General features: G+C 39.0%; 29 protein-coding genes and 1 other annotated feature. Of the genes, 4 read left to right on the forward strand and 25 right to left on the reverse strand.

The annotated features are described in order from the left end of the window. The first annotated feature begins 20 nt into the window (after positions 1-20). Positions 21-227, forward strand: coding sequence for a small acid-soluble spore protein SspI (gene sspI, locus BK584_RS06720; protein WP_078391882.1), 207 nt, complete (start codon positions 21-23; stop codon positions 225-227). Between the two features lie 38 nt (positions 228-265). Here the strand turns inward: sspI and BK584_RS06725 are convergent, their stop codons facing one another. Continuing rightward, on the reverse strand, positions 266-1,003 hold the full coding sequence (locus tag BK584_RS06725) for a hypothetical protein (protein WP_078391883.1): 738 nt from the start codon (positions 1,001-1,003) through the stop codon (positions 266-268). Between the two features lie 85 nt (positions 1,004-1,088). Between BK584_RS06725 and BK584_RS06730 the strand changes: the two genes are divergently transcribed. Then, positions 1,089-1,274, forward strand: coding sequence for a hypothetical protein (locus BK584_RS06730; protein ID WP_078391884.1), 186 nt, complete (start codon positions 1,089-1,091; stop codon positions 1,272-1,274). Positions 1,275-1,372: 98 nt separating this feature from the next. Here the strand turns inward: BK584_RS06730 and BK584_RS06735 are convergent, their stop codons facing one another. Next, entirely contained in the window at positions 1,373-1,654 is a 282-nt protein-coding gene (locus tag BK584_RS06735; protein WP_078391885.1) for a hypothetical protein, read from the reverse strand. A 20-nt stretch (positions 1,655-1,674) separates the two neighbouring features. Beyond that, on the reverse strand, positions 1,675-2,742 hold the full coding sequence (locus BK584_RS06740; RefSeq protein WP_078391886.1) for a M42 family metallopeptidase: 1,068 nt from the start codon (positions 2,740-2,742) through the stop codon (positions 1,675-1,677). A 169-nt stretch (positions 2,743-2,911) separates the two neighbouring features. On the opposite strand from BK584_RS06740, the gene BK584_RS06745 reads away from it, so the two are divergent. After that, the gene (locus tag BK584_RS06745; RefSeq protein ID WP_078391887.1) at positions 2,912-3,313 is read left to right on the forward strand and encodes a sigma-w pathway protein ysdB; all 402 of its coding nucleotides are present in this window, start codon (positions 2,912-2,914) and stop codon (positions 3,311-3,313) included. Positions 3,314-3,366: 53 nt separating this feature from the next. On the opposite strand, the gene BK584_RS06750 is transcribed toward BK584_RS06745, so the two are convergent. The 12 genes from BK584_RS06750 to BK584_RS06805 form a co-directional block, all read right to left on the reverse strand. After that, a complete protein-coding gene (locus BK584_RS06750; RefSeq protein WP_078391888.1) occupies positions 3,367-4,893 on the reverse strand; it encodes a solute symporter family protein in 1,527 nt (508 codons plus the stop codon). Next, positions 4,890-5,234 carry a DUF485 domain-containing protein gene (locus BK584_RS06755; RefSeq protein WP_078391889.1) on the reverse strand — a complete coding sequence of 115 codons (345 nt, stop codon included), beginning with the start codon at positions 5,232-5,234 and terminating at the stop codon, positions 4,890-4,892. Before BK584_RS06755 ends, BK584_RS06750 begins: the two co-directional genes overlap by 4 nt. Positions 5,235-5,458: 224 nt before the next feature. Continuing rightward, entirely contained in the window at positions 5,459-6,028 is a 570-nt protein-coding gene (locus BK584_RS06760) for a TVP38/TMEM64 family protein (protein ID WP_078391890.1), read from the reverse strand. Positions 6,029-6,057: 29 nt separating this feature from the next. Further along, positions 6,058-6,315, reverse strand: coding sequence for a DUF1294 domain-containing protein (locus BK584_RS06765; protein WP_078391891.1), 258 nt, complete (start codon positions 6,313-6,315; stop codon positions 6,058-6,060). A gap of 60 nt (positions 6,316-6,375) precedes the next feature. Beyond that, positions 6,376-6,735 (reverse strand): 50S ribosomal protein L20, encoded by a 360-nt coding sequence (gene rplT / locus BK584_RS06770; RefSeq protein ID WP_078391892.1) that lies wholly within the window; start codon positions 6,733-6,735, stop codon positions 6,376-6,378. Positions 6,736-6,767: 32 nt separating this feature from the next. Then, positions 6,768-6,971, reverse strand: coding sequence for a 50S ribosomal protein L35 (rpmI, locus tag BK584_RS06775; protein ID WP_078391893.1), 204 nt, complete (start codon positions 6,969-6,971; stop codon positions 6,768-6,770). A gap of 31 nt (positions 6,972-7,002) precedes the next feature. Next, positions 7,003-7,506 carry a translation initiation factor IF-3 gene (gene infC / locus BK584_RS06780; protein ID WP_078391894.1) on the reverse strand — a complete coding sequence of 168 codons (504 nt, stop codon included), beginning with the start codon at positions 7,504-7,506 and terminating at the stop codon, positions 7,003-7,005. A 67-nt stretch (positions 7,507-7,573) separates the two neighbouring features. Next, positions 7,574-7,692 (reverse strand) — a sequence feature (ribosomal protein L20 leader region). Between the two features lie 60 nt (positions 7,693-7,752). Next, entirely contained in the window at positions 7,753-8,946 is a 1,194-nt protein-coding gene (locus BK584_RS06785) for an ABC transporter permease (protein ID WP_169871097.1), read from the reverse strand. A gap of 25 nt (positions 8,947-8,971) precedes the next feature. Then, positions 8,972-9,646: an ABC transporter ATP-binding protein gene (locus tag BK584_RS06790; protein WP_078391896.1), complete on the reverse strand. Its 675-nt coding sequence runs from the start codon at positions 9,644-9,646 to the stop codon at positions 8,972-8,974. After that, positions 9,643-10,974 carry an efflux RND transporter periplasmic adaptor subunit gene (locus tag BK584_RS06795; protein ID WP_078391897.1) on the reverse strand — a complete coding sequence of 444 codons (1,332 nt, stop codon included), beginning with the start codon at positions 10,972-10,974 and terminating at the stop codon, positions 9,643-9,645. The genes BK584_RS06790 and BK584_RS06795 overlap by 4 nt, the downstream gene beginning before the upstream one ends. A gap of 1 nt (position 10,975) precedes the next feature. Then, positions 10,976-11,710, reverse strand: coding sequence for a YIP1 family protein (locus tag BK584_RS06800; protein ID WP_078391898.1), 735 nt, complete (start codon positions 11,708-11,710; stop codon positions 10,976-10,978). 120 nt (positions 11,711-11,830) lie between these two features. Beyond that, a complete protein-coding gene (locus BK584_RS06805; RefSeq protein ID WP_078395441.1) occupies positions 11,831-12,205 on the reverse strand; it encodes an OsmC family protein in 375 nt (124 codons plus the stop codon). Positions 12,206-12,449: 244 nt separating this feature from the next. Between BK584_RS06805 and BK584_RS06810 the strand changes: the two genes are divergently transcribed. Next, complete coding sequence (locus BK584_RS06810) at positions 12,450-12,767, forward strand: hypothetical protein (RefSeq protein ID WP_078391899.1); 318 nt, start codon at positions 12,450-12,452, stop codon at positions 12,765-12,767. Positions 12,768-12,813: 46 nt separating this feature from the next. Here BK584_RS06810 and BK584_RS06815 read toward each other — a convergent pair whose 3' ends face one another. The 10 genes from BK584_RS06815 to nrdR form a co-directional block, all read right to left on the reverse strand. Beyond that, positions 12,814-13,740 (reverse strand): aldo/keto reductase, encoded by a 927-nt coding sequence (locus tag BK584_RS06815; protein WP_078391900.1) that lies wholly within the window; start codon positions 13,738-13,740, stop codon positions 12,814-12,816. After that, entirely contained in the window at positions 13,737-14,738 is a 1,002-nt protein-coding gene (locus BK584_RS06820) for a Gfo/Idh/MocA family protein (protein WP_078391901.1), read from the reverse strand. Before BK584_RS06820 ends, BK584_RS06815 begins: the two co-directional genes overlap by 4 nt. Positions 14,739-14,915: 177 nt before the next feature. Beyond that, the gene (locus tag BK584_RS06825; RefSeq protein WP_078391902.1) at positions 14,916-15,272 is read right to left on the reverse strand and encodes a TlpA family protein disulfide reductase; all 357 of its coding nucleotides are present in this window, start codon (positions 15,270-15,272) and stop codon (positions 14,916-14,918) included. Continuing rightward, complete coding sequence (locus tag BK584_RS24500) at positions 15,263-15,433, reverse strand: hypothetical protein (protein ID WP_169871099.1); 171 nt, start codon at positions 15,431-15,433, stop codon at positions 15,263-15,265. Before BK584_RS24500 ends, BK584_RS06825 begins: the two co-directional genes overlap by 10 nt. A gap of 64 nt (positions 15,434-15,497) precedes the next feature. After that, positions 15,498-17,423, reverse strand: coding sequence for a threonine--tRNA ligase (gene thrS / locus BK584_RS06830; protein WP_078391903.1), 1,926 nt, complete (start codon positions 17,421-17,423; stop codon positions 15,498-15,500). Between the two features lie 305 nt (positions 17,424-17,728). Continuing rightward, the gene (gene ytxC, locus BK584_RS06835) at positions 17,729-18,586 is read right to left on the reverse strand and encodes a putative sporulation protein YtxC (RefSeq protein WP_078391904.1); all 858 of its coding nucleotides are present in this window, start codon (positions 18,584-18,586) and stop codon (positions 17,729-17,731) included. Positions 18,587-18,732: 146 nt separating this feature from the next. Continuing rightward, positions 18,733-19,845 (reverse strand): cyclic dehypoxanthinyl futalosine synthase, encoded by a 1,113-nt coding sequence (gene mqnC, locus BK584_RS06840; RefSeq protein WP_078391905.1) that lies wholly within the window; start codon positions 19,843-19,845, stop codon positions 18,733-18,735. Positions 19,846-19,942: 97 nt separating this feature from the next. After that, positions 19,943-20,869, reverse strand: coding sequence for a primosomal protein DnaI (dnaI, locus tag BK584_RS06845; RefSeq protein ID WP_078391906.1), 927 nt, complete (start codon positions 20,867-20,869; stop codon positions 19,943-19,945). Further along, positions 20,869-22,278 carry a replication initiation and membrane attachment family protein gene (locus BK584_RS06850; protein WP_078391907.1) on the reverse strand — a complete coding sequence of 470 codons (1,410 nt, stop codon included), beginning with the start codon at positions 22,276-22,278 and terminating at the stop codon, positions 20,869-20,871. The genes dnaI and BK584_RS06850 overlap by 1 nt, the downstream gene beginning before the upstream one ends. Before the next feature lie 58 nt (positions 22,279-22,336). After that, positions 22,337-22,792: a transcriptional regulator NrdR gene (gene nrdR / locus BK584_RS06855; protein ID WP_078391908.1), complete on the reverse strand. Its 456-nt coding sequence runs from the start codon at positions 22,790-22,792 to the stop codon at positions 22,337-22,339. Positions 22,793-22,865 lie beyond the last annotated feature (73 nt).

Below are 22,865 nucleotides of genomic sequence, written 5' to 3' on the forward strand. Positions count from 1 at the left end.
TATACCAAGGAGGTAGAAAAATGGGATTTAATTTACGTGGAGCCATTATGTCTAATATCCAAGGTTCAAGCCAAGAAGAAGTAGAAGCGACCATAGTTGATGCACTTGACAATGGAGAAGAAAAAATGCTTCCTGGACTAGGTGTCCTTTTGGAAGTTTATTGGCAAAATGCAAATGAATCAGAGAAAGAACAACTTTGTGCTGAAATAAGCAAAGGTTTGAACTGACTCATAATAAAAGCGAGCAGATTGCCTGCTCGCTTTTATTATAACTTATACCGAATTATGTTCGCTAGCGAATTTCCTTCATATAACTCACAAAGCATCTGCTCAACCATTGAACTATCAAGTTTACCTGCAGGATTTCCACAACGTCTGCCTATTCTCGGCTGCACTTTTACCATTTCCTCTAATGGAACATACGCGTTGCCCTCTGAAAGATAATATTGACCGTTTTCAAAATAAACGAAATAAGAACCTTCAACCACTTTCTCATCAATAATTGGCTTTTGTTGATCAATCACTTGCCAGTCACCTTCCATAAATCCAGTTCTGGTTACACAAACTAAAAAAGCTGGTTCCTTCTCAAAAAAGTGCTTCCTTACTTGTTTCGAGGACAATTGTTCTTTTGAAAAAAGATGGTAGAACTGCATATAAATGTGTGCTTGTCTATCTTCGCCTGCATTCCCTTTCACAACAACGGCATATGAGTACTTCTCAATCTCTGGCAAATAAATCTCGATAATTGCACCTGGCTTAATATCACTTAAAGAATCAAGGGGCATGGTATATACCGATACACTAGCAGCAACATGGTTTTTAAGTTCATCAAAATGCAATTCACCTTCTAAATCCAATGCTACTCTTAAAACATTACATAAATCAGATATTGTGGGTGGTTTTCCATTGTCTTTCCGGTAGCTTTCTGCGAAATATTCTAGAAATTGAACAGATACATCAAGCGCTTCTTCATTCAAGAAACCATCATGTTCTTTATCGTTCATCAATCTATCCCCTTTCAACCTGCTTGTATACTATTATCAACCAGCTGCCCATACAATAGAGCAAAACGGTTGTTAGGAGCATTTGATGAATACATTATTTCGCTGGGTGTTTACCATTATTGCTTTCTTGCTTTTGAGTTATGGACTTTATTTCATGTATATCCACCCAATCGAGCAATATGGGTTTAGAGGATTTCGCTTCTTTTTGATTCTACTACATGTGAGCATTTTTTTATATGGAATTGACCTTATACGCAACCATGCCGTGTAACCAAGCATACTTTATTCGTACGCTTCTTTGTTCTAGAGTATGCCAAAATACGCGGCTCGCCACTTGCTATTTCGGGCAAACCGCATTTATTGACTTCATTATAACCAAACAATGTTCAACATGACAATAAGTATAATTGTACTTGCAGCAATTAAAGTCCAAGGCGCGAACTTCCATTTACCGGGCTCACCTTTCCCTATCGAAGCTAAGCTAAAGCCTACGCTTACAAATAACACCAACAATGCAATTGAACCTATCGCATTTGTTACCCGAGATGGAAGAGAGATTGCATAGCCTGTAAATAAAAACACTGCAAAAACAGTTAAGAATACTGCTGAAACAAGTGTAAGTACAAAAGACCATTTGCCGTACACATTCATTGTCTATCTCCTTGCTTACGTTAACTAAATGTCAACTCTTTTACTTTGTCTGAATCAAGCTGTTTAATGATTTCTACAAGAAGCTTTACCGTATTTTCATAATCATCGCGATGCAAAATGCCTGCATGTGTATGGATATAGCGTGTCGCAATTGTAATTGAAAGTGCAGGAACGCCGTCTGCTGTCAAATGAATCGCACCAGAATCTGTTCCGCCACCTGCAATCGAATCAAATTGATATGGAATCTCATTTGACTCTGCAGTTTGTACGACAAAATCACGAAGATCTTTATGCGCAATCATTGACGCATCATATAAAATGATCTGTGGACCAGCACCCAGCGTTCCTTCACCTTTTGTTCCAGGAGTATCTGCACCAATACCAACGTCGACACCAAAACCAATATCTGGTTTGATCGCGTGTGCACTGGTCTTTGCTCCCCGCAGACCTACTTCTTCTTGTACAGTACCAACACCATAAACGATATTCGGATGATCTTCACCTTGTAAATTCTTTAGTACGTCAATAGCAATTGCACACCCAATTCGGTTATCCCATGCTTTTGCCATTAATAATTTTTCATTTTTCATTACGGTAAATTCACAAACTGGGACAATTGCATCCCCTGGCATAATACCAAATTCTTGCGCTTCCTCTTTAGAAGACGCTCCTACATCAATAAACATATCTTTTATTTCTACAGGTTTTTTCCTCGCTTCTGGAGAAAGTACATGAGGTGGCTTAGACCCAATAACTCCGTCAATATATCCACTCTTCGTCATCACTGTCACACGTTGCGCAAGCATGACTTGGCCCCACCAACCTCCAATTGTTTGAAACCTTAAAAATCCTTTTTCATCAATTGTTGTGACCATAAAGCCAATTTCATCTAAATGACCAGCTACCATGATTTTCGGACCGTTCGCCAGGCCTGTTTTCTTTGCAATTAAACTGCCTAAATGATCGGTTTCAACCGAATCAGCATAAGGACTTATATAAGAATGCATAACTTCACGAGCTTCTTTTTCGAAACCAGAGATTCCGTTTGCATTAGTTAATGCTTTTAACATCTGTAACTGTTCATCCATTTAGGTCACTCCTTCACTTTCATTATTTCCTAGTATAACGAAAATCACTCATTGCAACAAACGTTTACTGGACAAATTAATAGGGAACTTTTATAACTATTAATGAAACCTTTGCTATTTTTACTTCGTATAATCTAAATAACTATTTTTAAAGAAAGGAGTCCTTGCGATGCTCGTGCTTATGTTCAGACTGCTCATTATTGCTGCTTTCATCATCATTGTGTACAGTCTAATTAAATATACACTTCATCCTGAAAGAAAAATCCATAACGCACAAAAGAATGGTCAATTCTTTTTCTGGGATGATGAAAAAAATGTTCGGAAAAATTTCCAACTCACTTATAAAGGCACTATGTTTGAAGGAGAAAAATATCTAGAAGCAACCTCTGACTCCTTTGAAGTCGTCCGAATTTACATTAAAGCGGACAAAGATAATCTGCGCGGATTAAAATATGAAGACTTTCATTTTATTGAAGAAGAAGTACACCTTCGTTATCCTGACGCATCAATTCAGTGGAATTCCCCGATTAAAGATTTTCTAAAACAAACAAAACAACCTACTAAACATTAATAGTTAAACAAGGCTTATACGAAAAACCATCGCCCATAAGGGGCGACGGTTTTTTACTTTGCTTCTTTATAACCTGTATTAGCCCTTACTTTTACTTCTGCATATTTGGCGTCGTCACGCTTGCTTGATAAAAGCGTACCAATCACCCCTCCTAAAAAGCCAATTGGCACAGAAATAATGGCTGGGTTCGTTAAATCAATTATCGGATCTCCTGTAATAAAAGCACTCCCATCTGGTTTAATTACGTTTGGACTAATAGCAACTAAAATCAATGCCGATAACAATCCAGATAACATGGCACTGATCGCTCCTGCCGTGTTGAATCGTTTCCAATAAATTGTGTAAACAATTACTGGTAAGTTTGCACTTGCTGCGACACAGAAAGCTAAGGCAACAAGGAAAGCGACATTCATATTTTGCGCAAATAATGCAAGGACAATTGAGAGCGCTGCAACAGAAACAGAAGCGAGTCTAGCAGCCACTACTTGTTGTTTTTCTGTCGCCTTCCCTTTTTTAATAATTTGACCATACACATCATGAGCAAAAGCTGAAGCTCCTGATAACACTAGACCTGCAACAACTGCTAAAATCGTTGCGAATGCTACAGCAGCAACAAAGGACATAAACAACTCTCCACCAAGACGTTCAGCCAAGAGTGGAGCTGCCATGTTTCCAGCCGGGTTCGCAGCAATAATATCTGCTGAACCTACAAATGCCGCAGCACCAAAACCAAGAAAAATTGTTAAGATGTAAAAAATACCTACAATCCACGTTGCCGTAACTACCGAACTCCTTGCCGTTTTTGCATCACGAACAGTAAAGAAACGCATCAGAATATGTGGCAACCCCGCTGTTCCAAGCACAAGTGCAAGCATTAGAGAAATCGAATCAAGCGGCGCTCTGCCTTGACCACCAGGATTTAAAAAGCCTGGCTCCTGTGACGCTCCGACTGATGCGAACATTTCGACAATATTAAATTTGAATTGCCATAAAACCATAATCGATATAACAACAGTTGCAATCATTAACAATGCGGCTTTTATGATTTGTACCCAACTTGTTGCAGTCATTCCTCCAAACAACACATATGTTGTCATCATAACTCCAACTAAAAGAACAGCATAAGTATAAGGGATATTGAATAATAGCTGAATCAATGCACCCGCACCTACTAATTGTGCGATCATATAAAAAATAACGATGGTTATCGTACTTCCAGCAGCGACACCTCGTACCTTTTTCGCGTCAAAACGAGAATGAATCATATCCGCCAAAGTATATTTTCCAAGGTTTCGAAGAGGCTCGGCTACCACAAACATGACAACTAGATACGCCACTAGATAGCCAATGCTATAAAAGAAACCATCAAATCCAAACAATGCAATTGCACCCGCTATACCAAGGAATGAGGCCGCCGATAAGTAATCTCCGGCAATTGCCAATCCATTCTGCCAACCGGTTAATCCTCCACCTGCTGTATAAAATTCACTTGCGGTTTTTGTTCGTTTGGCTGCAAAATAAGTTATGACTAGAGTTAATGCGACAATCGCTAAGAATAATGTAATAACCGCAGCATTCATAGTCCTGTACCTTCTTTCTCTTGTTGTTTACTATTCTCTTGAATTACTTCATTTGCTAACTGATCAAAATGAGCGGCTTTTTTTACATAAATAATACACAAAGTCCAAGTCATTATAAATTGAGCGACCGCCAAAACCCATGCCCACGTTATTTCGCCTAAAACTTTCCCTTCTAGTACGGTTGTGTATACAGCTAACACAGGTAATGAAAAATAAAAAAGCATAAAAAAGATGATAGATGGTACAAAAAAGGCTTTCTTTTCTTTCATTAGCTGCCTAAATGACCTGCTTTTTTCGATCCTTTCAAAATGACTTTCATGTTTCGTTTGTTTTCTTTTCATGGCAGCCTCCTCTTAATTTGCTTAACTAAGTGCATCATTTGTAAGCAAATTTCATAGATAACCCTTAGCTATGAGCTGTGCAGGGATTAAAATCAATTTTATGTAAACGCTACCATGTTGTCAATTAATAAATTTCTAAAAACTATCTAACTTCACAATAAATGCATAAATATTATTTTTCTAAGAAAATAATAAAACCTTCGCTCTTTAGTAAGCAAAGGTAATTAAAGAAATTTCCCATTTGATTGAAACGATCCGTCCTGGTGCTTCGTTCGCATTAAAAAAATTAATACAAGTAAAAAAATGACCATTATGAGGACTCCAGACAAAGGCAGCTGATGAATAAGTCCACCAAATGCTGTATAAATAATCGCAGGAGAACTATTAATAATTGCTGACTTTCTCACATATTGCTTATAGTTTTCTGTTTCCTCCATGACATAAAAAGATAAAGCATGAAAGTGCATAAAAGGCATGATACGGAAAATAAGAAGTTGCCATACATTGATTCGTTCACGTCCATTAAACATTTTATCTTTTACTCGAGCTAGCTTTATATGAAATTTAGGCAACATCCCAATTAACCAATAAAAACTAATACTAACGCCCATTAATCCTAAATAGGAGTAAACAGCTCCGTAAAAAGGACCAAATACGTACCCGCCTGCAACGCATACTAGCATAACTGGCAGAAACAAAAAAGGCCGTAATACATGCAAAAAAACGAATAATACAGGAGCATACCAGCCAGCTAATTCGATAACTTCAAGCGATCGATTTAATAGATCCTCCATTACAACAGCCTCCTTTGTTTATACATATGCTAAAGTGCATCATAGATGAACAACCCTAGAGCAGCCTGAATAAAAATTAGGATGGGCACACCTATTGAAAATGAACGTTTTAACGTCTTATGTCGATATGTGTACATGCCTATATATACTCCCAAACTGCCTCCAATCAATCCTATGATCCATAAGTTCCGTTCAGAAATTCGGCGAGCTCGCGTTTTGGCACGGGTTTTATCCACACCCATTACAATAAAACCAACTATCGTGATGATACCAAAATAAATCGACATTTGCCTACCCCATTTTCGCAAGAAAAAAGTGCAGCCAAATGACCGCACCTTTTTTTGACATTAATTATTTAAGCTTGATTTTGCTTGTTCAGCTAGTTGAGCAAATGCTTTTTCGTCATTTACCGCAAGATCAGCAAGCATTTTACGGTTTACATTAATTTCAGCAAGTTTTAAACCATGCATTAAACGGCTATAAGAAAGTCCGTTGATGCGCGCAGCTGCATTAATACGTGTAATCCAAAGTTTACGGAAATCACGTTTTTTCTGACGACGATCACGGTATGCATATTGCAAGGATTTCATAACCTGACCTTGCGCTGATTTAAATAGCGTATGCTTTGAACCGTAATACCCTTTTGCTAGTTTTAAAACCTTTTTACGACGACGACGAGCGACATAACCGCCTTTTACTCTTGGCATCGCAAATCCCTCCTTCTATCTGTCCGAACAGTTTATTTTTTCTTGTATGTCAGCATTTGACCAATGCGTTTGAAGTCTCCGGAATGAACAATAGCCGATTTACGAAGCTTACGCTTTTGTTTTTGCGACTTATTGCGGAACATGTGGCTTGTGAAAGCGTGCGAACGCTTTAACTTACCAGATCCTGTTTTCTTAAAACGCTTTGCAGCGCCGCGGTGAGTTTTCATTTTAGGCATAACGACGTCCTCCTTTAACTAGTTCCTGCACTTATTTCTCGGCTTTAGGTGCCATAACGAGAAACATGCTGCGACCTTCCATTTTCGGGCGAGCCTCAATGGTAGCAATGTCCTCGCATTCTTTCGCGAGACGTTCAAGTACTTCACGCCCAATTTGGGAGTGCGTAATCGCACGACCACGGAAACGAATCGATGCTTTAACCTTATCGCCTTTTTCAAGAAATTTACGAGCGTTGCGTAACTTCGTGTTAAAGTCATTATCTTCAATCGTTGGACTCAAGCGAACTTCTTTGATTGTAATGACTTTCTGATTTTTACGCGCTTCTTTTTCTTTTTTCTGCTGCTCATAGCGGTATTTTCCGTAATCCATGATGCGGCAGACAGGCGGTTTTGCATTTGGCGCCACGCAAACAAGGTCAAGATTTACTTTTTGTGCCATTTCCAGTGCTTCATGCTTTGACTTCACGCCAATTTGATCGCCATTGGCGCCAACCAGACGTACTTCCCGAGCTCGAATCCCTTCATTGACCAACATGTCCTTGCTAATAATGAGCCACCTCCAGTGGATTTTGTGATGCAGCTAAAGCAATTATCAAACGTCTAAACGTAAAAAAATGCGGACGCATTGCACCCACATTTAATCAGTATGTTTATAACTGACGATTTCTAACCTGGCAACCAACGTCGAACAGGTGAGAAGCGGGTGCTTCTTCTTGCTTTATTTGACTAACACAAAGAGTATCTTACCATGTACATCTACTTCTGTCAATGCATAATGTCGTTACTCATATCTTAGTGAATCAACAGGATCAAGTCTCGCCGCTTTGTTTGCGGGGAGCAAACCAAAAACTATACCAACAACAAGCGAAAATGCTGTCGCAATGGCAATAACAAAAGGCGATAGGCTTACTTCCAGGTCGAAACCTGAACCAACCAAATAAACAAAGCTAGCACCAAGTAATATTCCCATCATTCCTCCAAGTGCTGTTAATACAACAGACTCGATTAGAAATTGGAATAAGATCTGTCCTCTAGTAGCTCCCATTGATTTACGTATACCAATTTCCCTTGTTCGCTCTGTTACTGAAACGAGCATGATATTCATGACACCAATTCCACCAACTAAAAGAGAAATGCCTGCAATTCCACCAATTATAAGCGTTAATGTTTGAGTAATGGTTGTATTTGCTTCAATATATTGACTTTTATCTTCGCCTTGATAGGCATCAATTGTCTCATGATTAGCATTTAATAAGTTAATGGCATCGATTACGGCCATCTCCACTTCCTCCACTGTCTCTGAACGGATACTTAGCGTATCAAATCCCTCAGTAAAGAAGATTAACTTCGATGTTTCATAAGGCAACATCATTTGTTCATAGTCATAGCGAATAACACTTTCAGACGGAGCAAGTACCCCAATAATATCAATCGGATAAGCCCCTACTTTTACGGTTTGTCCTACAGCAGATTCATTAGGAAACAACTGCTCCGCAAGCATCGACGTAATAACAGCTTTGCGGCTACCTGTTAGAAAATCGATTGGTTTTAATAGCTCACCTTCTATTGCTTCATACGCATGGAGATCAAGGTAGTGCATGTTTATTCCATTAATTTCTGTCTCAATTTGTTCCTCATTCACCATGATTGAAGTATGATTGTTTGATGATGCAACTGCTGATTGAACATTCGGTAAGGCTTGTATACTCTCGATATCTTGTTCTGTGAACTTCCAATTCCACCAAATATTTGGATTTTCTGCCTCATCTAATTCTGATGGTTGGAAATTAACATCACGAATGTTTTCAACCCCGACAATTTGCTCTTTTAATTTTCGCTCCGCCCCTTGACCAATCGCTACAACCATAATAACAGCGGCTACCCCAATTATAATGCCAAGTGTCGTTAGAAACGCCCTTGTTTTTTGAGCAGCAATAGAACTAAAGGCCATCTTTATATTTTCTATGATATTCACAGCGACTGTCCTTTCCAACAGCTTATCAGGAAGCTGCTGCCTCCTGAATTTTGCCATCACGGACATAAACGGTCCGATCCGTTTTTTCCGCTACTTCTTTTTCATGTGTAATAATGACAATTGTTGCTCCATCTACATTTAATTCCCGCAAAAGCTCCATAATCGAATTACTTGTTTTTGAATCCAGTGCACCAGTTGGCTCATCAGCAAGAATAATTGCTGGATTGTTTACAATCGCGCGGGCAATCGCTACACGTTGCTTTTGTCCACCAGACAAAGATGATGGCTTATAATGCAATCGATTTTCTAAACCAACACGTGCCAAAGCTTGAAACGCCCTTTCTTTTCGCTCCTTTTTTCCTACACCTGCATAAATCATCGGTAGTTCAACATTTTTCCAAGCAGAGAGTCTCGGTAATAGATGAAACTGTTGAAAAACAAAACCAATTCTTTCATTACGAATCTTTGCAAGCTCGCTATCACTCTGTGTACCAATGAGTTCATTATCCAAAAGATATTGACCAGTAGTCGGTCGATCCAAGCAACCAAGAATATTCATTAACGTCGTTTTACCAGAACCCGACGGACCCATGATCGACATAAAGCTGCCCCGTTCAATCATTAAGTCAATTGGGGATAAGACTTGGGACCAAGATGCACCAATTCGAAATGATTTTGTTACTTGATTGAACCTAATCATACATCTTCGCCCTCATCAGTAGACTCTTCTTCTTCATTTTCAATTTCTTCTTCAAATTCACTATCATCAAACACGTCTTCGACCATTGATTCATCTTCTTCATAAAATGAATCCTCTTCGAAATCTCCGTAATCAAATGGAACCACTTCCATACCTTCGTCAATCATTTCCGTGTAATCAAGGATTACTTGATCTTCTTCTGTTAAGCCACTAATAACTTCAACGGAGTAATCATTTGAAAAACCAATTTCTACTTCTCGTTTAACGGCTATTCCGTCTTCATATACTAAAACATACGTAGAAAATTCATCGTATTTCAATGCTTCCATTGGTATCGCTAAGCCTAATTGTTCAGATGTTAGGATTTCTGCAAAGACTTGGTAACCAGGACGTAACATTTCTGTATCACCCTCTGTAACGAGTATTGTTACAGGATACTGGGAACCTGAAGCGTCTCCATACCAATCATTGCTTTCAGTTGGAAAGTAAGAAACATCAATAACCTCGCCATTCCACGTGCTCTCAGTTAATGTATCAGAGTAGACAAAGACCGAGTGACCGACTTCAACATCTAGAGATTGACGCTCTGAAATATTCCCTGTAATTGTAAATTTAGATGTATCGGCTACTTCCATTAAAGCAGTTGTAGAAGTTCCACCATATATCTCTTCAGCTTGTGCTTCTCCTTGCTCGTTTATCTTCAATACAGCTCCATTTATTTTACTTTTTACTGTTAATTGTTCTTTTTGTTCTTTTACACCTTCCAATTGGTTGGTTAATCTTGTTAGTGTATAATTTTCTTCTTTTTTCAATTCAGCAAGCTCCGCTAATTCCGCATCTAACTCTGCTACCGTTACAACAGGATCAACTTCTGTTTTCTCACCTGTTTCATCATCAGTAATAAATGTCGGTTTTACATCTGGTCCATTTTTCCTCTTAGTAACTTCATTTTCTGAAGAAGTATATTTAGAAATTGATGCATTACTGCGGTCGATTTGTAATTGAATGTCTTGTATTTCATAGTCAATTTCTGTTGTTGAATATTGAATGAGCGGCGTCCCTTCTTCAACTACATCACCGACCTCTACAAGAAGCTCGTACCCCCCATTTTCCGCAAGTTCGTTGATCACTTGTCGATCAACCAGCTCAAGTGACCCAGGAACCAACACAGTCGTACTCATGTCCTCATACATAGGAGATATAAGGTCCACCATATTCCCCTCAGGTTCACCAGACACTTGATGGGCATTGGACATACCAAACGTCGTGAACGTAATAACTGAGCCCAAAACAACAACAGCTATAATTCCTTTCTTTACAATGCTCAACTTAAAGTCCCCCCAATACATTCATTACAAAAAATAGAGCAAATATCCCGCCACCGATTGCAATAGCCGGCAAACGATGAAAATTAGCCGTTTTCATTAATCCAATAACAATAAGAATTATAAAAGCAATTGAAGAGACTTCTAATGTAGATAATAAAGGATAAAATAAGTTTTCTTGCGTAACAAAAACAGAGGGCGCAGTATATACATAACCGTATGTACCGTTTATCGTATTCATAATCATTAAATAGAGAAAACCGATTGCGCTAGACAGTAAAGCGAAGACAGTCATAGAATAAAGCTTCCCATAAGAAACTCGATTATTTTGCATCCGAGCAAATGCCATAAATAATAATGCAAATAACGGTGGCACAGCGGCAAATAAAGCTAAAACAATAATCCCACTCACAAAACCAACCGTAAGTCCCTCTAAATCAATATTTCCAAAGGTAGATTCCTCCTCAAAATAAAAACTATCTTCAGCGTAGAATTCCTCCCCATCAACTCCCGCTTCCGTAAAATCAACTAAACCACCTTGTCCAACAATCGCAGGAATAATTAAGCCTATTAAGACAAGTCCGAGAATCAAAAACATTGGTCCGAACGCAATTGGTTCGCCTTTAATTCGCTCAAATTGTTTAATAGGACTAACAATAAACGTGAAAATATTTGGTTTTTTCGAAAAACTAAATTCTTCATGATCATGATCATACGGTCGTTGCTTTAATTGTTCCATCCGTTATACCCCTTTTTTCTTTTAATCGATCTTCTTACATTATACGTTTTCAACTATAAAAAACTAGCAACTTTATAAAAACTTTAGAATTATCTTTATATAAAATATAAAAAAAGACGTTTAAACGTCTTTTTTTATGATAGACTCTGTAATTTTTATACTTTTATTAACCGACTGGACAATTGGACAATTTTTCGAAGCGAGAGCTAATGATTTTTCTAACAGTTCTGTGGTTGAGACCGAACCTTTAACAAAAAATCGCAAGTGAACTTCTATCACTTCATTTACATTTGCTTCATTCCTGACAACATCTGCCTCAATATCGATTGAATCATATTGAATCCGCTTTTTATCTAAGATTTTCCTAAAAACACCACCACTACAAACAGCAATCGATGAGACAAGAAGTTGAAAAGGTCTAAAACCGGCTGAATCATCACCACTAATATCTAGTTGACCATATGGTAGATCCGTCGTATAGCCAAGTTCTTTCATTTTATATGTGAACACGTAAGGAACCTCCTAGTTCATCTAACTTACTATACTTCTATTATACCCGAACTACCCCTTCATTTGCAGATTGTTTATTTAATCTTTTATACTATACTTACACTCGATTCGGAAGATTACAGATGCTTTCTTTAAAATAGTGAAGCAGTTAAGTGAATATTCACTAGAAACGAAAAAGAATATCTGTGAAAATATGTAAATTGTATACTAAGAAAAAGAGGTGAAGATCTTGCGAAAATTTTGTCCAGAAAAAAAAGAGATCACAGCATATGAGTCACTCTTTACTGCCCTACCAATTGCCAACGTACATGATCCGTGTCAAGTTCTGCTAGCACGTTTAACAAAAGGAAATAAAATTGGTTGGCATCAAGCAACTGTGTCTCAACGTCTTATTTGTTTATCCGGTGAAGTAAATGTACGCGGAACCGATAATCATTTTACACTCTATGCTGGAGAGGGAGTTGAATGGACTAAGGAAGAATGGCACGAAACTGTAGCATTAAAAGAAGCCCTTCTATTAATTGTTGAAGCTTCTTCATTCGAGTAGTTTAAAAAAAAGCACAGGTTAAAAATCGTAACCTGTGCCTTCCCATTTATTTGTTTAAATCCAACCAATTAAGTTCTGCTTGAGTTAATTCAATCGCTGCTCCTCTTGCACATGACTCCATCTCTGTTTGATTTTGTGGTCCAATAATGGCTGCCGTTGGGAAAGGCTGATTAACTACGTACGCAAGAGCAATCTCAATTGTTGATACACCTTTTTGTTTCGCAAGCTCTGTAGCACGATCATAACGCTTCCAGTTCTGATCGTTATAAAAAACACGAACAAGATCGTCGTTGCTCTTATCTTCTCTAGTAAATCGTCCAGTAAAAAAACCTCTCGCTTGTGAAGACCATGAAAACACCGGTACATTCGTTTTCGTATGCCATGCTATTGATTGTTGATCTAAACTAATACAACCAGGCCAATAAGGATCTTGTGCTTTAGCAAGACTGAGGTTTGGACTAGAAAAAGAAAACCCTTTCAATCCATTTCTTGCAGCATAGTCATTCGCTTCCTCCAATCGTTCGACAGACCAATTGGAGCCCCCAAAGGCGGCGATTTGTCCGTTTTCTACAAATTCATTAAGCCACTCAAGAATTGCACCAATTGGAACAGTTGGATCATCACGATGCAAAGCATATAAATCTGCTTGATCGGTTTTTAGACGATCTAAACTTATTTTTAATTGTTCAGTTAATTCTTCACGGTTAATCGTATGACCATTTTTATTCGGGTGACCACCCTTTGTCCATACATTGATACGGCCTCTATTGCCAGCATCTAACCAATTTCCAATTGCCTTTTCACTTTGGCCACCATTATAAATATAAGCTGTATCAATTGTATTTCCACCAACTGTTATATAATGTTCCAACACTTGATTTACTTTTTCCTGATTATCTGGTGAAAAATAGTCAGATCCCATAATTAAGGCCGAAACCGGTTGGTCTATACTAGCAAGTGGTATCGATTTCATCGTTCTCCTCCTAATTCAATCCGTTTACGGTTTTCTTGTGAAATTAAACATGCATCTAACACTTTCATATTTGCAACTGCATCGTCAGCTCCAAATAGCAACGATTTTTCTTTCCACACGGCCTGTGCGAATGAATCTGCTTGCAAGGCATAATGATTAACGTCTTTTACTTCAATCGTTTCGCTACCATTCCCTGTAATCAGTTCATATCCTTCTAAACCGCCCGTAAAAGCATTTGGGATGACAATTCGACCATCCGTTCCTAGGATCTCAGCTTCATTGCGAAAAGCAGCCCACATCCCACAATCAAATGTTAAGAATTTACCTCCAGAAAATTCAACAAGACCTGCGGCAACCATATCAACGTGGTCGTGGGAAGCTGGTGCAAATCCATGGACCGTAACCGCTTCTGGTTCTTCTTCATAGATCATACGCGCCAAACTTAATGGATATACACCGATGTCATAAAGCCCTCCTCCACCATTTGCTCGCTTCATCCGAAAATTGCTCATATCTTCACTATTATTAAACGAGAAAACAGCTCGGATCCCACGTATTTCACCAATTCCCCCTGATTCAATTGTTCTTTTTATATGGGCATAGCGCGCTTGGTAACGATACATAAACGCCTCTGCAAGTACAACACCGTGATTTGCGCAAGTTTGCTGCATTTCTTTCGCTTCGCTTTCATTTAGAGCGATCGGTTTTTCACATAATACGTGTTTGCCAGCTTTGGCAGCCTTGATGACCCACTCTTTATGAAGATGATTTGGCAAAGGAATGTAAACCGCATCAACATCTTCGTCTTGCAACAATTCCTCATAAGAGCCGTAAGCTTCTTTCACTCCAGCTTCTCTTGCCATTTCTTGTGCTTTTTCAAGCGTCCTGCTTGCCACCGCTTTGATTTCTCCAGTATTTGATTCGTTGATGCCTGGAATGACTGATTTTTTAGCGATTGTCGCTGTCCCTAAAATGCCCCATTGCAGTTTTTTTGTCATCTTATCCTCCATTTCCAAATATCAATAAATCATTTCATCATTTTTGAGTACGCTTTCAAAAACATAGTAGCATATTTTAACGCTCTGCATAACGCTTTCTGAAAAAGACACGAATACTTTTGTAAAAAAAATTTTCATCACACAGAATTATTTGATTAAAAAATAAAACTATTTCCTTTAATCAAGCTGATTAATAATTGTCTCATTTATTATTGCTTCGGTTAATTCCCCACTAAAAATATCAACCACTATCCCATTTTTATTAATTAAGTATGTTGTCGGTAAACCAACTAGATAAGAACTCTCCTTTATGATCCTCTGTAAGGACATCCACCTGACAGAATTATCATAAATAAACTGGCTTGCTCTTTCATCTGCAATCTCAAGGTCGCCTCGATTAACAGCCAACACTTTTATCTCTTTGTAGCGTTCATCCAATTCATCAAGTAACGGTATCGCTTCAATACAAGGTTCACACCATGAAGCCCATAAATGAATAACAATAAATTGACCTTGTAGATCCGTTAACTGTATCGTTTTATTTTTATCGTCACCTCAGCAATAGACATTTCCAAATAATTACGAATGGCTACGAATGCTACATATACACAAGTAAATAAAACGATTAAAGGAATCGCAGTGGTCCTTTTCATATCCTCCCTCACTTCCCTCGGAAAACCATGCTCCGCTCTCATTTACAAAGAACCCCCAAACGAGTTATTTAAAGTAACTTGTAGGAGGTTCTTAGATGAATATTGTTTATTTTTTCGCTTCCGAGCTCATTTGTTCAATAAATGCTTGAAGTGGCTTCGATTCTGACGTTTGTTCGCCATACTTACGAATATTAACCGCTTCTGCTTCTACTTCTTTGTCACCTAACACAAGCATGTAAGGGATTTTTTGCATTTGCGACTCTCGAATTTTATAGCCAAGTTTTTCATCGCGCTCATCAATCTCCACGCGGACACCAGCTAATTGCAGCTGTTCTTTTACAAGCGTTGCATATTCGAGATGGGCTTCATTTGAAACTGGAATGACTTGCACTTGTACTGGGGAAAGCCATGTTGGCAGCGCTCCTTTATATTCTTCAAGCAAAAATGCTACAAAACGTTCCATCGTTGACACTACACCACGATGGACGACAACTGGACGATGCTGTTTACCATCTTCTCCGACATACGTTAAATCAAAGCGCTCCGGCAATAAGAAATCAAGTTGTACAGTGGACAGTGTTTCTTCTTTACCTAGAGCAGTTTTCACTTGAACATCTAGCTTCGGACCGTAAAAAGCAGCTTCCCCAATTGCTTCGTAATAGTCTGCGCCAAGGGAATCCATTGCATCTTTTAACATGTCTTGTGCTTTATTCCACATCGCCTCATCATCAAAATACTTTTCTTTATCCTCTGGATCACGGTAAGAGAGACGGAATGAATAATTGTCGAGACCGAAGTCTTTATACACTTCTTGCACAAGGCGGACAACACGAACAAATTCATCTTTAATTTGATCAGGCCGACAAAAGATATGAGCATCATTTAGTGTCATACCTCGAACGCGTTGTAAACCTGATACAGCGCCCGACATCTCATAACGATGCATCATTCCAAGTTCTGCAATTCGCAAAGGCAATTGACGGTAACTACGCATATCCTGCTTGTACACCATCATATGGTGCGGGCAATTCATCGGACGAAGAACCAATGTTTCGTTATCCATTTCCATTGGTGGAAACATATCATCACTATAGTGCTCCCAATGTCCAGATGTTTTGTAAAGCTCGGACGATCCTAATATAGGCGTATACACATGTTGATAACCTAGACGTTCTTCTTTATCAACAATGTATCGTTCGATAATACGGCGAATTGTCGCTCCTTTTGGCAGCCATAGTGGCAAGCCTTGTCCTACTTTTTGTGATAGAGCAAAAATACCAAGTTCTTTTCCAAGCTTACGGTGGTCACGTTCTTTTGCTTCTTCGAGCATTTTTAGATGCTTGTTTAACTCTTCCTTTGTAAAGAAAGCCGTACCGTAAATACGTTGTAACATTTTGTTTTTCGAATCGCCTCTCCAGTACGCACCTGCAGTGGATAGAAGCTTAAATTCTTTTATTTTATTCGTTGATGGAACGTGTATACCACGACAAAGATCAAAGAAGTCACCTTGTGTGTAAATGGTTACAGTCTCGCCTTCTGGTATTGCTTGAATGAGTTCTACTTTATACTCGTCGTCTTTAAATCGAGATACCGCTTCAGAACGACTTACTTCTTCACGGACGATTTCAATGTTTTCTCCAACAATCTTCTTCATTTCTTTTTCAATTTTAGGCAAATCTTCTGCCGTTATCGATTCATCCGCATCGATATCATAATAAAATCCACCTTCAATTACTGGACCTACCCCAAGCTTCACTCCTGGAAAGAGTCGTTTTACAGCTTGCGCCATTAAATGGGCCGTACTATGTCGCATAATTTCCAAGCCGTCTTCAGTTCCAGGCATCACAATTTCAATAGCCCCGTCCGCTGGAAGAGCTGATTTTAGATCATACAGCTGTCCGTCCAACTTTCCGGCTAATGCTTTTTTCTTTAATCCTGGACTTATAGAAGCTGCAATGTCTTCCGTTGTTGTACCGTTCGGAAATTCTTTCACAGCACCGTCTGGGAAAGTAAACTTTCGTATATCCGTCATCATTTTAACTTCCTTCCGTTATGTTAGTACAAAAAAAACACTCGTCCCCTTGCGTGAAGGGACGAGTGTGGTTTCGTGGTTCCACCCTACTTAATTAGCTCTACATACAGATAACGGTTGCGGGCCGGCTTTGGATACTTTCGTTCCCCAAAGCAGTTCAAAGGTGGTCACAACTCACACACGTTCAGGAGCTTACAGCCAAAGGCTCCTTTCTCTTATGCAACGTGTAACTTGAGTGCGGTGTCCTTCTCAATACTTTTACAGGAACATTATACAAAAACTACGACTTATTTTGCAAGTCTATTTTAAGATTGTTTTTGCCCTTGATGAAGTGGAAAGATGCTAAGTCGTTCTTGGAAAATCGATTGAATAGATAAAATAATGCTATCGTCTGGTTCATTTGTGAAGACATGTACATGACCCGGCGCCATGCTGACGAGGGGGCTAATCACCATTTCCGACAAGTCTAAATTTGTTTCAAATACAAGCTCTTGTTTTACATAGTATTCCATTTCATCTGGTGTTAATTTACGGAAATGTTCATCATAAAAGGAAAACATCCCATCATGAATAATATGAACCATTGGTCGTTGCGCTGGTGTTAACCGAATATAATGTCGCAAGTTTTCTATCATCGTTTGATAGTCTTGTTCCATTAAATATTCATCGATTGCAAGCTCCATACAATCAATTAATACTTCTCCGTATTCTTTTAAACGGAATGTCAGGAAAGGTTCGTAATAAAAAGTAGTTTCTGGATCAAGATGAGCTGCAAATGCACCATATAAGAACGCACGTCGGTCAAAATGCGGCTTCATTGATGGAATTCCTTTTCTATCTCCCTGGAGAATGGATTGAGCAATAGCTACAATCTGTTGTTGTTCTTCTGCATCTGTAAAATAGAATAATTCTTCCGCAATCTCAATCAACCACGCATCTTCCTTCGTCTCAATCACATAATCAGCAAAGATCGATGCTAAAAAAGGATGGAATGAATCGTAAAAGTCCACATCATGATTTTCATAGCGGACGGTGATTAAATGATTTCCTTGGTTCTCAACTGCCCCACCAAAACCTAATGGTGCAAACGATGCCATATAAGTGGCTAGTTCTTTAAAAAAATGCGCACAAGTTCCCCGTTCTTCAAAGTGAATGGCAATCACGCATGACTCCCCCTAACATATCAAAAACCTCATCACAACCTCTATGGAAGCCAGACAGGCTTACTTTCAATTTATGTACGAACGGAGAAAACATGCCTCACAATAAAAAAAGCTTTAAAACCATATGGTTTTAAAGCTTACATAAACTAGTTTTGCATCACAAAATCTTTTTCTACTTGCTGGTCATCTTCGAACTTCCGCAGAACTTCGTACTTTGTATTTCGTTGTGCCGGTATTTTTCCAGCCTCACGAATAAGCTGTAGTGTAAGATTTGAGTTTACTTTATGAGTTGTATTCGCCGCTGATACAACATTCTCTTCCATCATCGTACTACCAAAGTCATTACAACCAAAATGGAGAGACTTCTTACCAACTTCTGGTCCCATCGTCACCCAAGACGATTGGAAATTCGCGATATTATCTAAGAAGATTCTAGAAATAGCCACATTTTTCAAATAGTCTTCAGGTGATAATTTCTTCAAACGTTTTAGCCCTGTATTCTCTGGTTGCAACAACCAAGAAATAAACGCGGTAAAACATTGAGTTTCGTCTTGAGCATCTCGGATACGTTGTAAATGAAGAGCACGCTCTTCAAAGGATTCTCCAAAACCAATGACCATGGTCGCCGATCCGAACATACCTACTTTCTTAGAAGCTTTCATCGCATCAAGCCACTGATCAGCAGTTACTTTTAGCCTACTCACACGCATGCGTGTTTCTTCTGTTAAGATCTCGGCTCCTCCACCTGGCATGCTATCAAGACCAGCTTCATGAAGTTCACGCAAAACATCCTCAACGGACATATTCATTACTTCAGCAATCTTCCATATTTCAGCTGGTGAAAATGAATGCATCCATATATCCGGAAAGCGTTTTTTTATTCCTTTTAAAAGATCCGTATAGTAATCAAGTTTTAGATTTGGGTTTGTTCCACCTTGCATTAAAATCTCTGTTCCCCCAACATCTTGCGTTTCCTTGATTTTCTGATAAATGACTTCATCATCTAGCACATAACCGTCTTTGTGGTTTGGCGGTCGATAGAAAGCGCAAAACGAACAATATGTATCACAAAAGTTCGTATAGTTAACATTGCGTCCAATAACAAACGTCGTTATTGGTTCAGGATGCCACTTCTTCATAATTGCGTCAGCAGCTCTTCCTAATTTATCAAGATCGTCGCTTTCATAGAGTTCCACCGCATCAGACATGGAAATGCGTTCGCCGTTTAACGCCCGGTCTAAAATGGCACCTACGCTCATTTCTTGTACCTCCAAACACGAGTTTATCTAGTAATCTATTCCATCGTATCATAGTTCTTTCTAAACATCCAATGCACAACAAAACACCGGCAGGACTTTAGCCCCGCCGGTTTTTGCCACCAACTTCCACAAATGTTGTATAGTGTTTAATCCGTTCCATTATCCGTTTTGCCTTCAATTGTTCCGTCCCGCCTTTATCCGAATAAGCAAGCTGCTCTTCCAACTCTTCATAATCATAATTTGAAGTGAAAAGGGTTGGGAGTTTTTCTGACATGCGGTACTGAAGTATTGGACCGAGTATTTCATCACGCGTCCAAGCTGTTGTTGTTTCAGCACCAATATCATCAAGCATTAGTACAGGAGCTACCCTTACCGCATCAAGCTTTTCTTGAAACGTACCATCACCAATAGCCTGTTTCATTTCTCTAAAAAAATCAGGTGTGTAAATGAGATAACTTTGTATTTGATTGTCTTTTAATTCATTCGCTATCGCACCTAATAAATACGTTTTTCCTACTCCGAATTTACCATGAAAATAAAGACCCATGCCATCTTCTCCTGGGTTTGCGTTAACGCCAAAACGTACTGCCTGTGAAATAGCTTTCGCCCGTTGGTTATCTTGATCCATATCATCAAATGCCGCATCAAGAACATCTTTGGGGATATAGAGTGATTGAATGAGTTGCTGTTGCTCGAGTCTCGCTTCCTGTTCTAATTTAAGTGGACAACGTGTATAAGAAAGTTCTAAACTTTGCCTTTCTGTATAAAGCAATGGGCGATATCCTTGCATCATATTTGGGCAGTTCTCAAGACCGGGACAAGCACGACAATTTTCTCGTTCTTTCTTAAACTCATAAAGTTTACTCAACCCACGATCAATCATGTCCCCGGTAACTCCTGGATTATCATTTAAAAACGATTGCACAGACTCTGATTCAAGCAACCGCTTTTTTTGCTCATTGATACGATGTTGCAAGCGGCCATCTTTATCAAAGGCTTCAAGTGAACCTTTAATTGAATCCATTAGCCTTCCCCTTTCTGAGCTCTTCGTCTTTTTCTTTCTTCCATTAAGCTTGCAATTTCTTGCTTCGCAGCTTGGACATCTTCTGGCTCTTCTAACTCATTGCTTGAAGCTTGATTTGCTTTCTCACTCTGCTCCTGGACAAGCCATTTGGGCAATTTATCTTGCCTAGAGTTCCGTCTTGACGTGTTTGTTTTCTTCGCCATAGCCTCTGTTTGTTTTTGCTTGTCTTCTTTTACAAGGCGCATCGCTTCTGGTACGGTTTTGATTTTCTTTCTCTTCCAGTGTCCAGCGATTTTTAACATGAATGGTCTTGATAATTTCATATCATTTCGAAATAACACAGAATCAATCATGACGTTAACGACACCTGGGTTAAGCATATAATCAACGATTAGTTCTTCAATGATTTTAACGTCTGCTGGTGCCACTGAGGCGCCATCCTGTCTCATCTCCAATAAAGTGATTGGTGCTGTCTCCTCATAAAAAAGTGTTACTCTCTCTTCTTCGGTTGTTGGTTCCTTTACTACAGTTCTCTGACCAACGGATTGACTTCTCAGACCAAGTGCTGGAGCTTGAGAACTACTTTCAAGCTTATACCACGTCTGAATCGTCTCCCTCAAATCATTTGCTTGCAATGATTCCCCCATTGCAGCACGTTCAATTAAATTCGCCATTGTCAGTGGTTCTACTTGATAAACAAATGCAAGTTTATTTATTAATTCAATCATGTCAGATGTCAAAAATTCATCAGGAACAACAAAGCTAGATAGGGATTGCTTCATCAATTCAAAATCAAACCCTTTAAATGTAAGGCCTGCTTTATCACGGCCAATCACTTCAGTCTGGTGTCCATTAAATGCTTCGACGTCCTCATTCATCAATTTGGGTTGCATTTCTGAATGAGTTAATGATGTGAATACGTCTGAGAAAGAATGTGTCACTTCTTCAAATGCCGCATAGTCTATTCTCTCCAGTAAAAACCGCTCTCTAATCGCACGATAACCTTTTTTACCTAAACGGTTAAACAGGAATACACTTAGGACATCATCATTAAAAAAAACGTGGGGTTTCATTGGCGGCTGTAATTCATAAACGAAAAAGCGCTCTTGTTCATCTTTACGTTGATACGTCCTTAATAAATCAATTGCTTCAAGTTTCTTACGCGCCTCGAGTAACTCTGCCATATCTTGCCCAAGCATTAAACTTAAGTGTTGATGCGTATGGCGATCACTTACGAACATCCCCGTTGGTAATTGAGAAAGAAGGCTTCGATACAAGCCCGTCGCTTTCGCACCAATTAAAGGTTGATAAAGTAAAGTAAGTAAGTGAAGGTCAATATCAGAAATAAAATCAGCTAAGCGAACAGAGAACGGATCAACTGGCAACACTTCTTTCCAATGCCATGTCATGAAAGTTCGCTCCTTTCGGCAAAAAAGAGCTTAAAGCGCAGCTCCGCTTTAGCTCCTTTTAGTTTTTATTCATTAAATCCGTCAGTTCTTTTATAAATACATTAATGTCTTTAAATTGTCTATAAACAGATGCAAATCGAACGTAGGCTACATCATCAACTGTCGCTAAACGCTCCATCACACGTTCCCCAACATCTTGACTGCGGACTTCTTTTTCACCTTCATTGCGTAAAGTACGTTCCACTTGGACGACAATTTCCTCTAATTTCTCAATTGGCACAGGCCTTTTCTCACAAGCCCTTACAAGTCCGCGTAACATTTTTTCTTTGCTGAACTCTTCACGCATGCCGTCCTTCTTAACAATTAATAAAGGTGTCTCTTCCACCGTTTCAAAAGTAGTGAAACGCTGTAAACAATGCTCGCACTCTCGTCGCCGTTTGATTGAGCGACTTTCATCACTTGGTCTCGAATCAAGTACTCTTGTTCCGTTATGGTGACATTTTGGACATCGCATTTCATCATCTCCATCTGTGCCACATGGACATTATTCGTTTCCCCTATCATAGTAAAAAAACACTTATGTGGCA

Origin of the sequence: Shouchella patagoniensis, assembly GCF_002019705.1 — a bacterium.
Lineage (GTDB): Bacteria > Bacillota > Bacilli > Bacillales > Bacillaceae_D > Shouchella > Shouchella patagoniensis.

What these genes read in the sequence shown, in the direction of transcription:
- BK584_RS06765 (WP_078391891.1), bottom strand. Translation starts at nt 6,315, where the DNA reads ATGTCGATTTATTTTGGTATCATCACGATAGTTGGTTTTATTGTAATG.
- sspI (WP_078391882.1), top strand. Translation starts at nt 21, where the DNA reads ATGGGATTTAATTTACGTGGAGCCATTATGTCTAATATCCAAGGTTCA.
- BK584_RS06735 (WP_078391885.1), bottom strand. Translation starts at nt 1,654, where the DNA reads ATGAATGTGTACGGCAAATGGTCTTTTGTACTTACACTTGTTTCAGCA.
- BK584_RS24500 (WP_169871099.1), bottom strand. Translation starts at nt 15,433, where the DNA reads ATGAGAGCGGAGCATGGTTTTCCGAGGGAAGTGAGGGAGGATATGAAA.
- BK584_RS06820 (WP_078391901.1), bottom strand. Translation starts at nt 14,738, where the DNA reads ATGACAAAAAAACTGCAATGGGGCATTTTAGGGACAGCGACAATCGCT.
- BK584_RS06815 (WP_078391900.1), bottom strand. Translation starts at nt 13,740, where the DNA reads ATGAAATCGATACCACTTGCTAGTATAGACCAACCGGTTTCGGCCTTA.
- rplT (WP_078391892.1), bottom strand. Translation starts at nt 6,735, where the DNA reads ATGCCAAGAGTAAAAGGCGGTTATGTCGCTCGTCGTCGTCGTAAAAAG.
- BK584_RS06750 (WP_078391888.1), bottom strand. Translation starts at nt 4,893, where the DNA reads ATGAATGCTGCGGTTATTACATTATTCTTAGCGATTGTCGCATTAACT.
- nrdR (WP_078391908.1), bottom strand. Translation starts at nt 22,792, where the DNA reads ATGCGATGTCCAAAATGTCACCATAACGGAACAAGAGTACTTGATTCG.
- BK584_RS06805 (WP_078395441.1), bottom strand. Translation starts at nt 12,205, where the DNA reads ATGAAAGAACTTGGCTATACGACGGATCTACCATATGGTCAACTAGAT.
- rpmI (WP_078391893.1), bottom strand. Translation starts at nt 6,971, where the DNA reads ATGCCTAAAATGAAAACTCACCGCGGCGCTGCAAAGCGTTTTAAGAAA.
- BK584_RS06725 (WP_078391883.1), bottom strand. Translation starts at nt 1,003, where the DNA reads ATGAACGATAAAGAACATGATGGTTTCTTGAATGAAGAAGCGCTTGAT.
- infC (WP_078391894.1), bottom strand. Translation starts at nt 7,506, where the DNA reads ATGTTGGTCAATGAAGGGATTCGAGCTCGGGAAGTACGTCTGGTTGGC.
- BK584_RS06745 (WP_078391887.1), top strand. Translation starts at nt 2,912, where the DNA reads ATGCTCGTGCTTATGTTCAGACTGCTCATTATTGCTGCTTTCATCATC.
- BK584_RS06850 (WP_078391907.1), bottom strand. Translation starts at nt 22,278, where the DNA reads ATGACATGGCATTGGAAAGAAGTGTTGCCAGTTGATCCGTTCTCTGTT.
- thrS (WP_078391903.1), bottom strand. Translation starts at nt 17,423, where the DNA reads ATGACGGATATACGAAAGTTTACTTTCCCAGACGGTGCTGTGAAAGAA.
- dnaI (WP_078391906.1), bottom strand. Translation starts at nt 20,869, where the DNA reads ATGGATTCAATTAAAGGTTCACTTGAAGCCTTTGATAAAGATGGCCGC.
- mqnC (WP_078391905.1), bottom strand. Translation starts at nt 19,845, where the DNA reads ATGAGCGTAGGTGCCATTTTAGACCGGGCGTTAAACGGCGAACGCATT.
- BK584_RS06790 (WP_078391896.1), bottom strand. Translation starts at nt 9,646, where the DNA reads ATGATTAGGTTCAATCAAGTAACAAAATCATTTCGAATTGGTGCATCT.
- BK584_RS06755 (WP_078391889.1), bottom strand. Translation starts at nt 5,234, where the DNA reads ATGAAAAGAAAACAAACGAAACATGAAAGTCATTTTGAAAGGATCGAA.
- BK584_RS06760 (WP_078391890.1), bottom strand. Translation starts at nt 6,028, where the DNA reads ATGGAGGATCTATTAAATCGATCGCTTGAAGTTATCGAATTAGCTGGC.
- BK584_RS06730 (WP_078391884.1), top strand. Translation starts at nt 1,089, where the DNA reads ATGAATACATTATTTCGCTGGGTGTTTACCATTATTGCTTTCTTGCTT.
- BK584_RS06740 (WP_078391886.1), bottom strand. Translation starts at nt 2,742, where the DNA reads ATGGATGAACAGTTACAGATGTTAAAAGCATTAACTAATGCAAACGGA.
- BK584_RS06800 (WP_078391898.1), bottom strand. Translation starts at nt 11,710, where the DNA reads ATGGAACAATTAAAGCAACGACCGTATGATCATGATCATGAAGAATTT.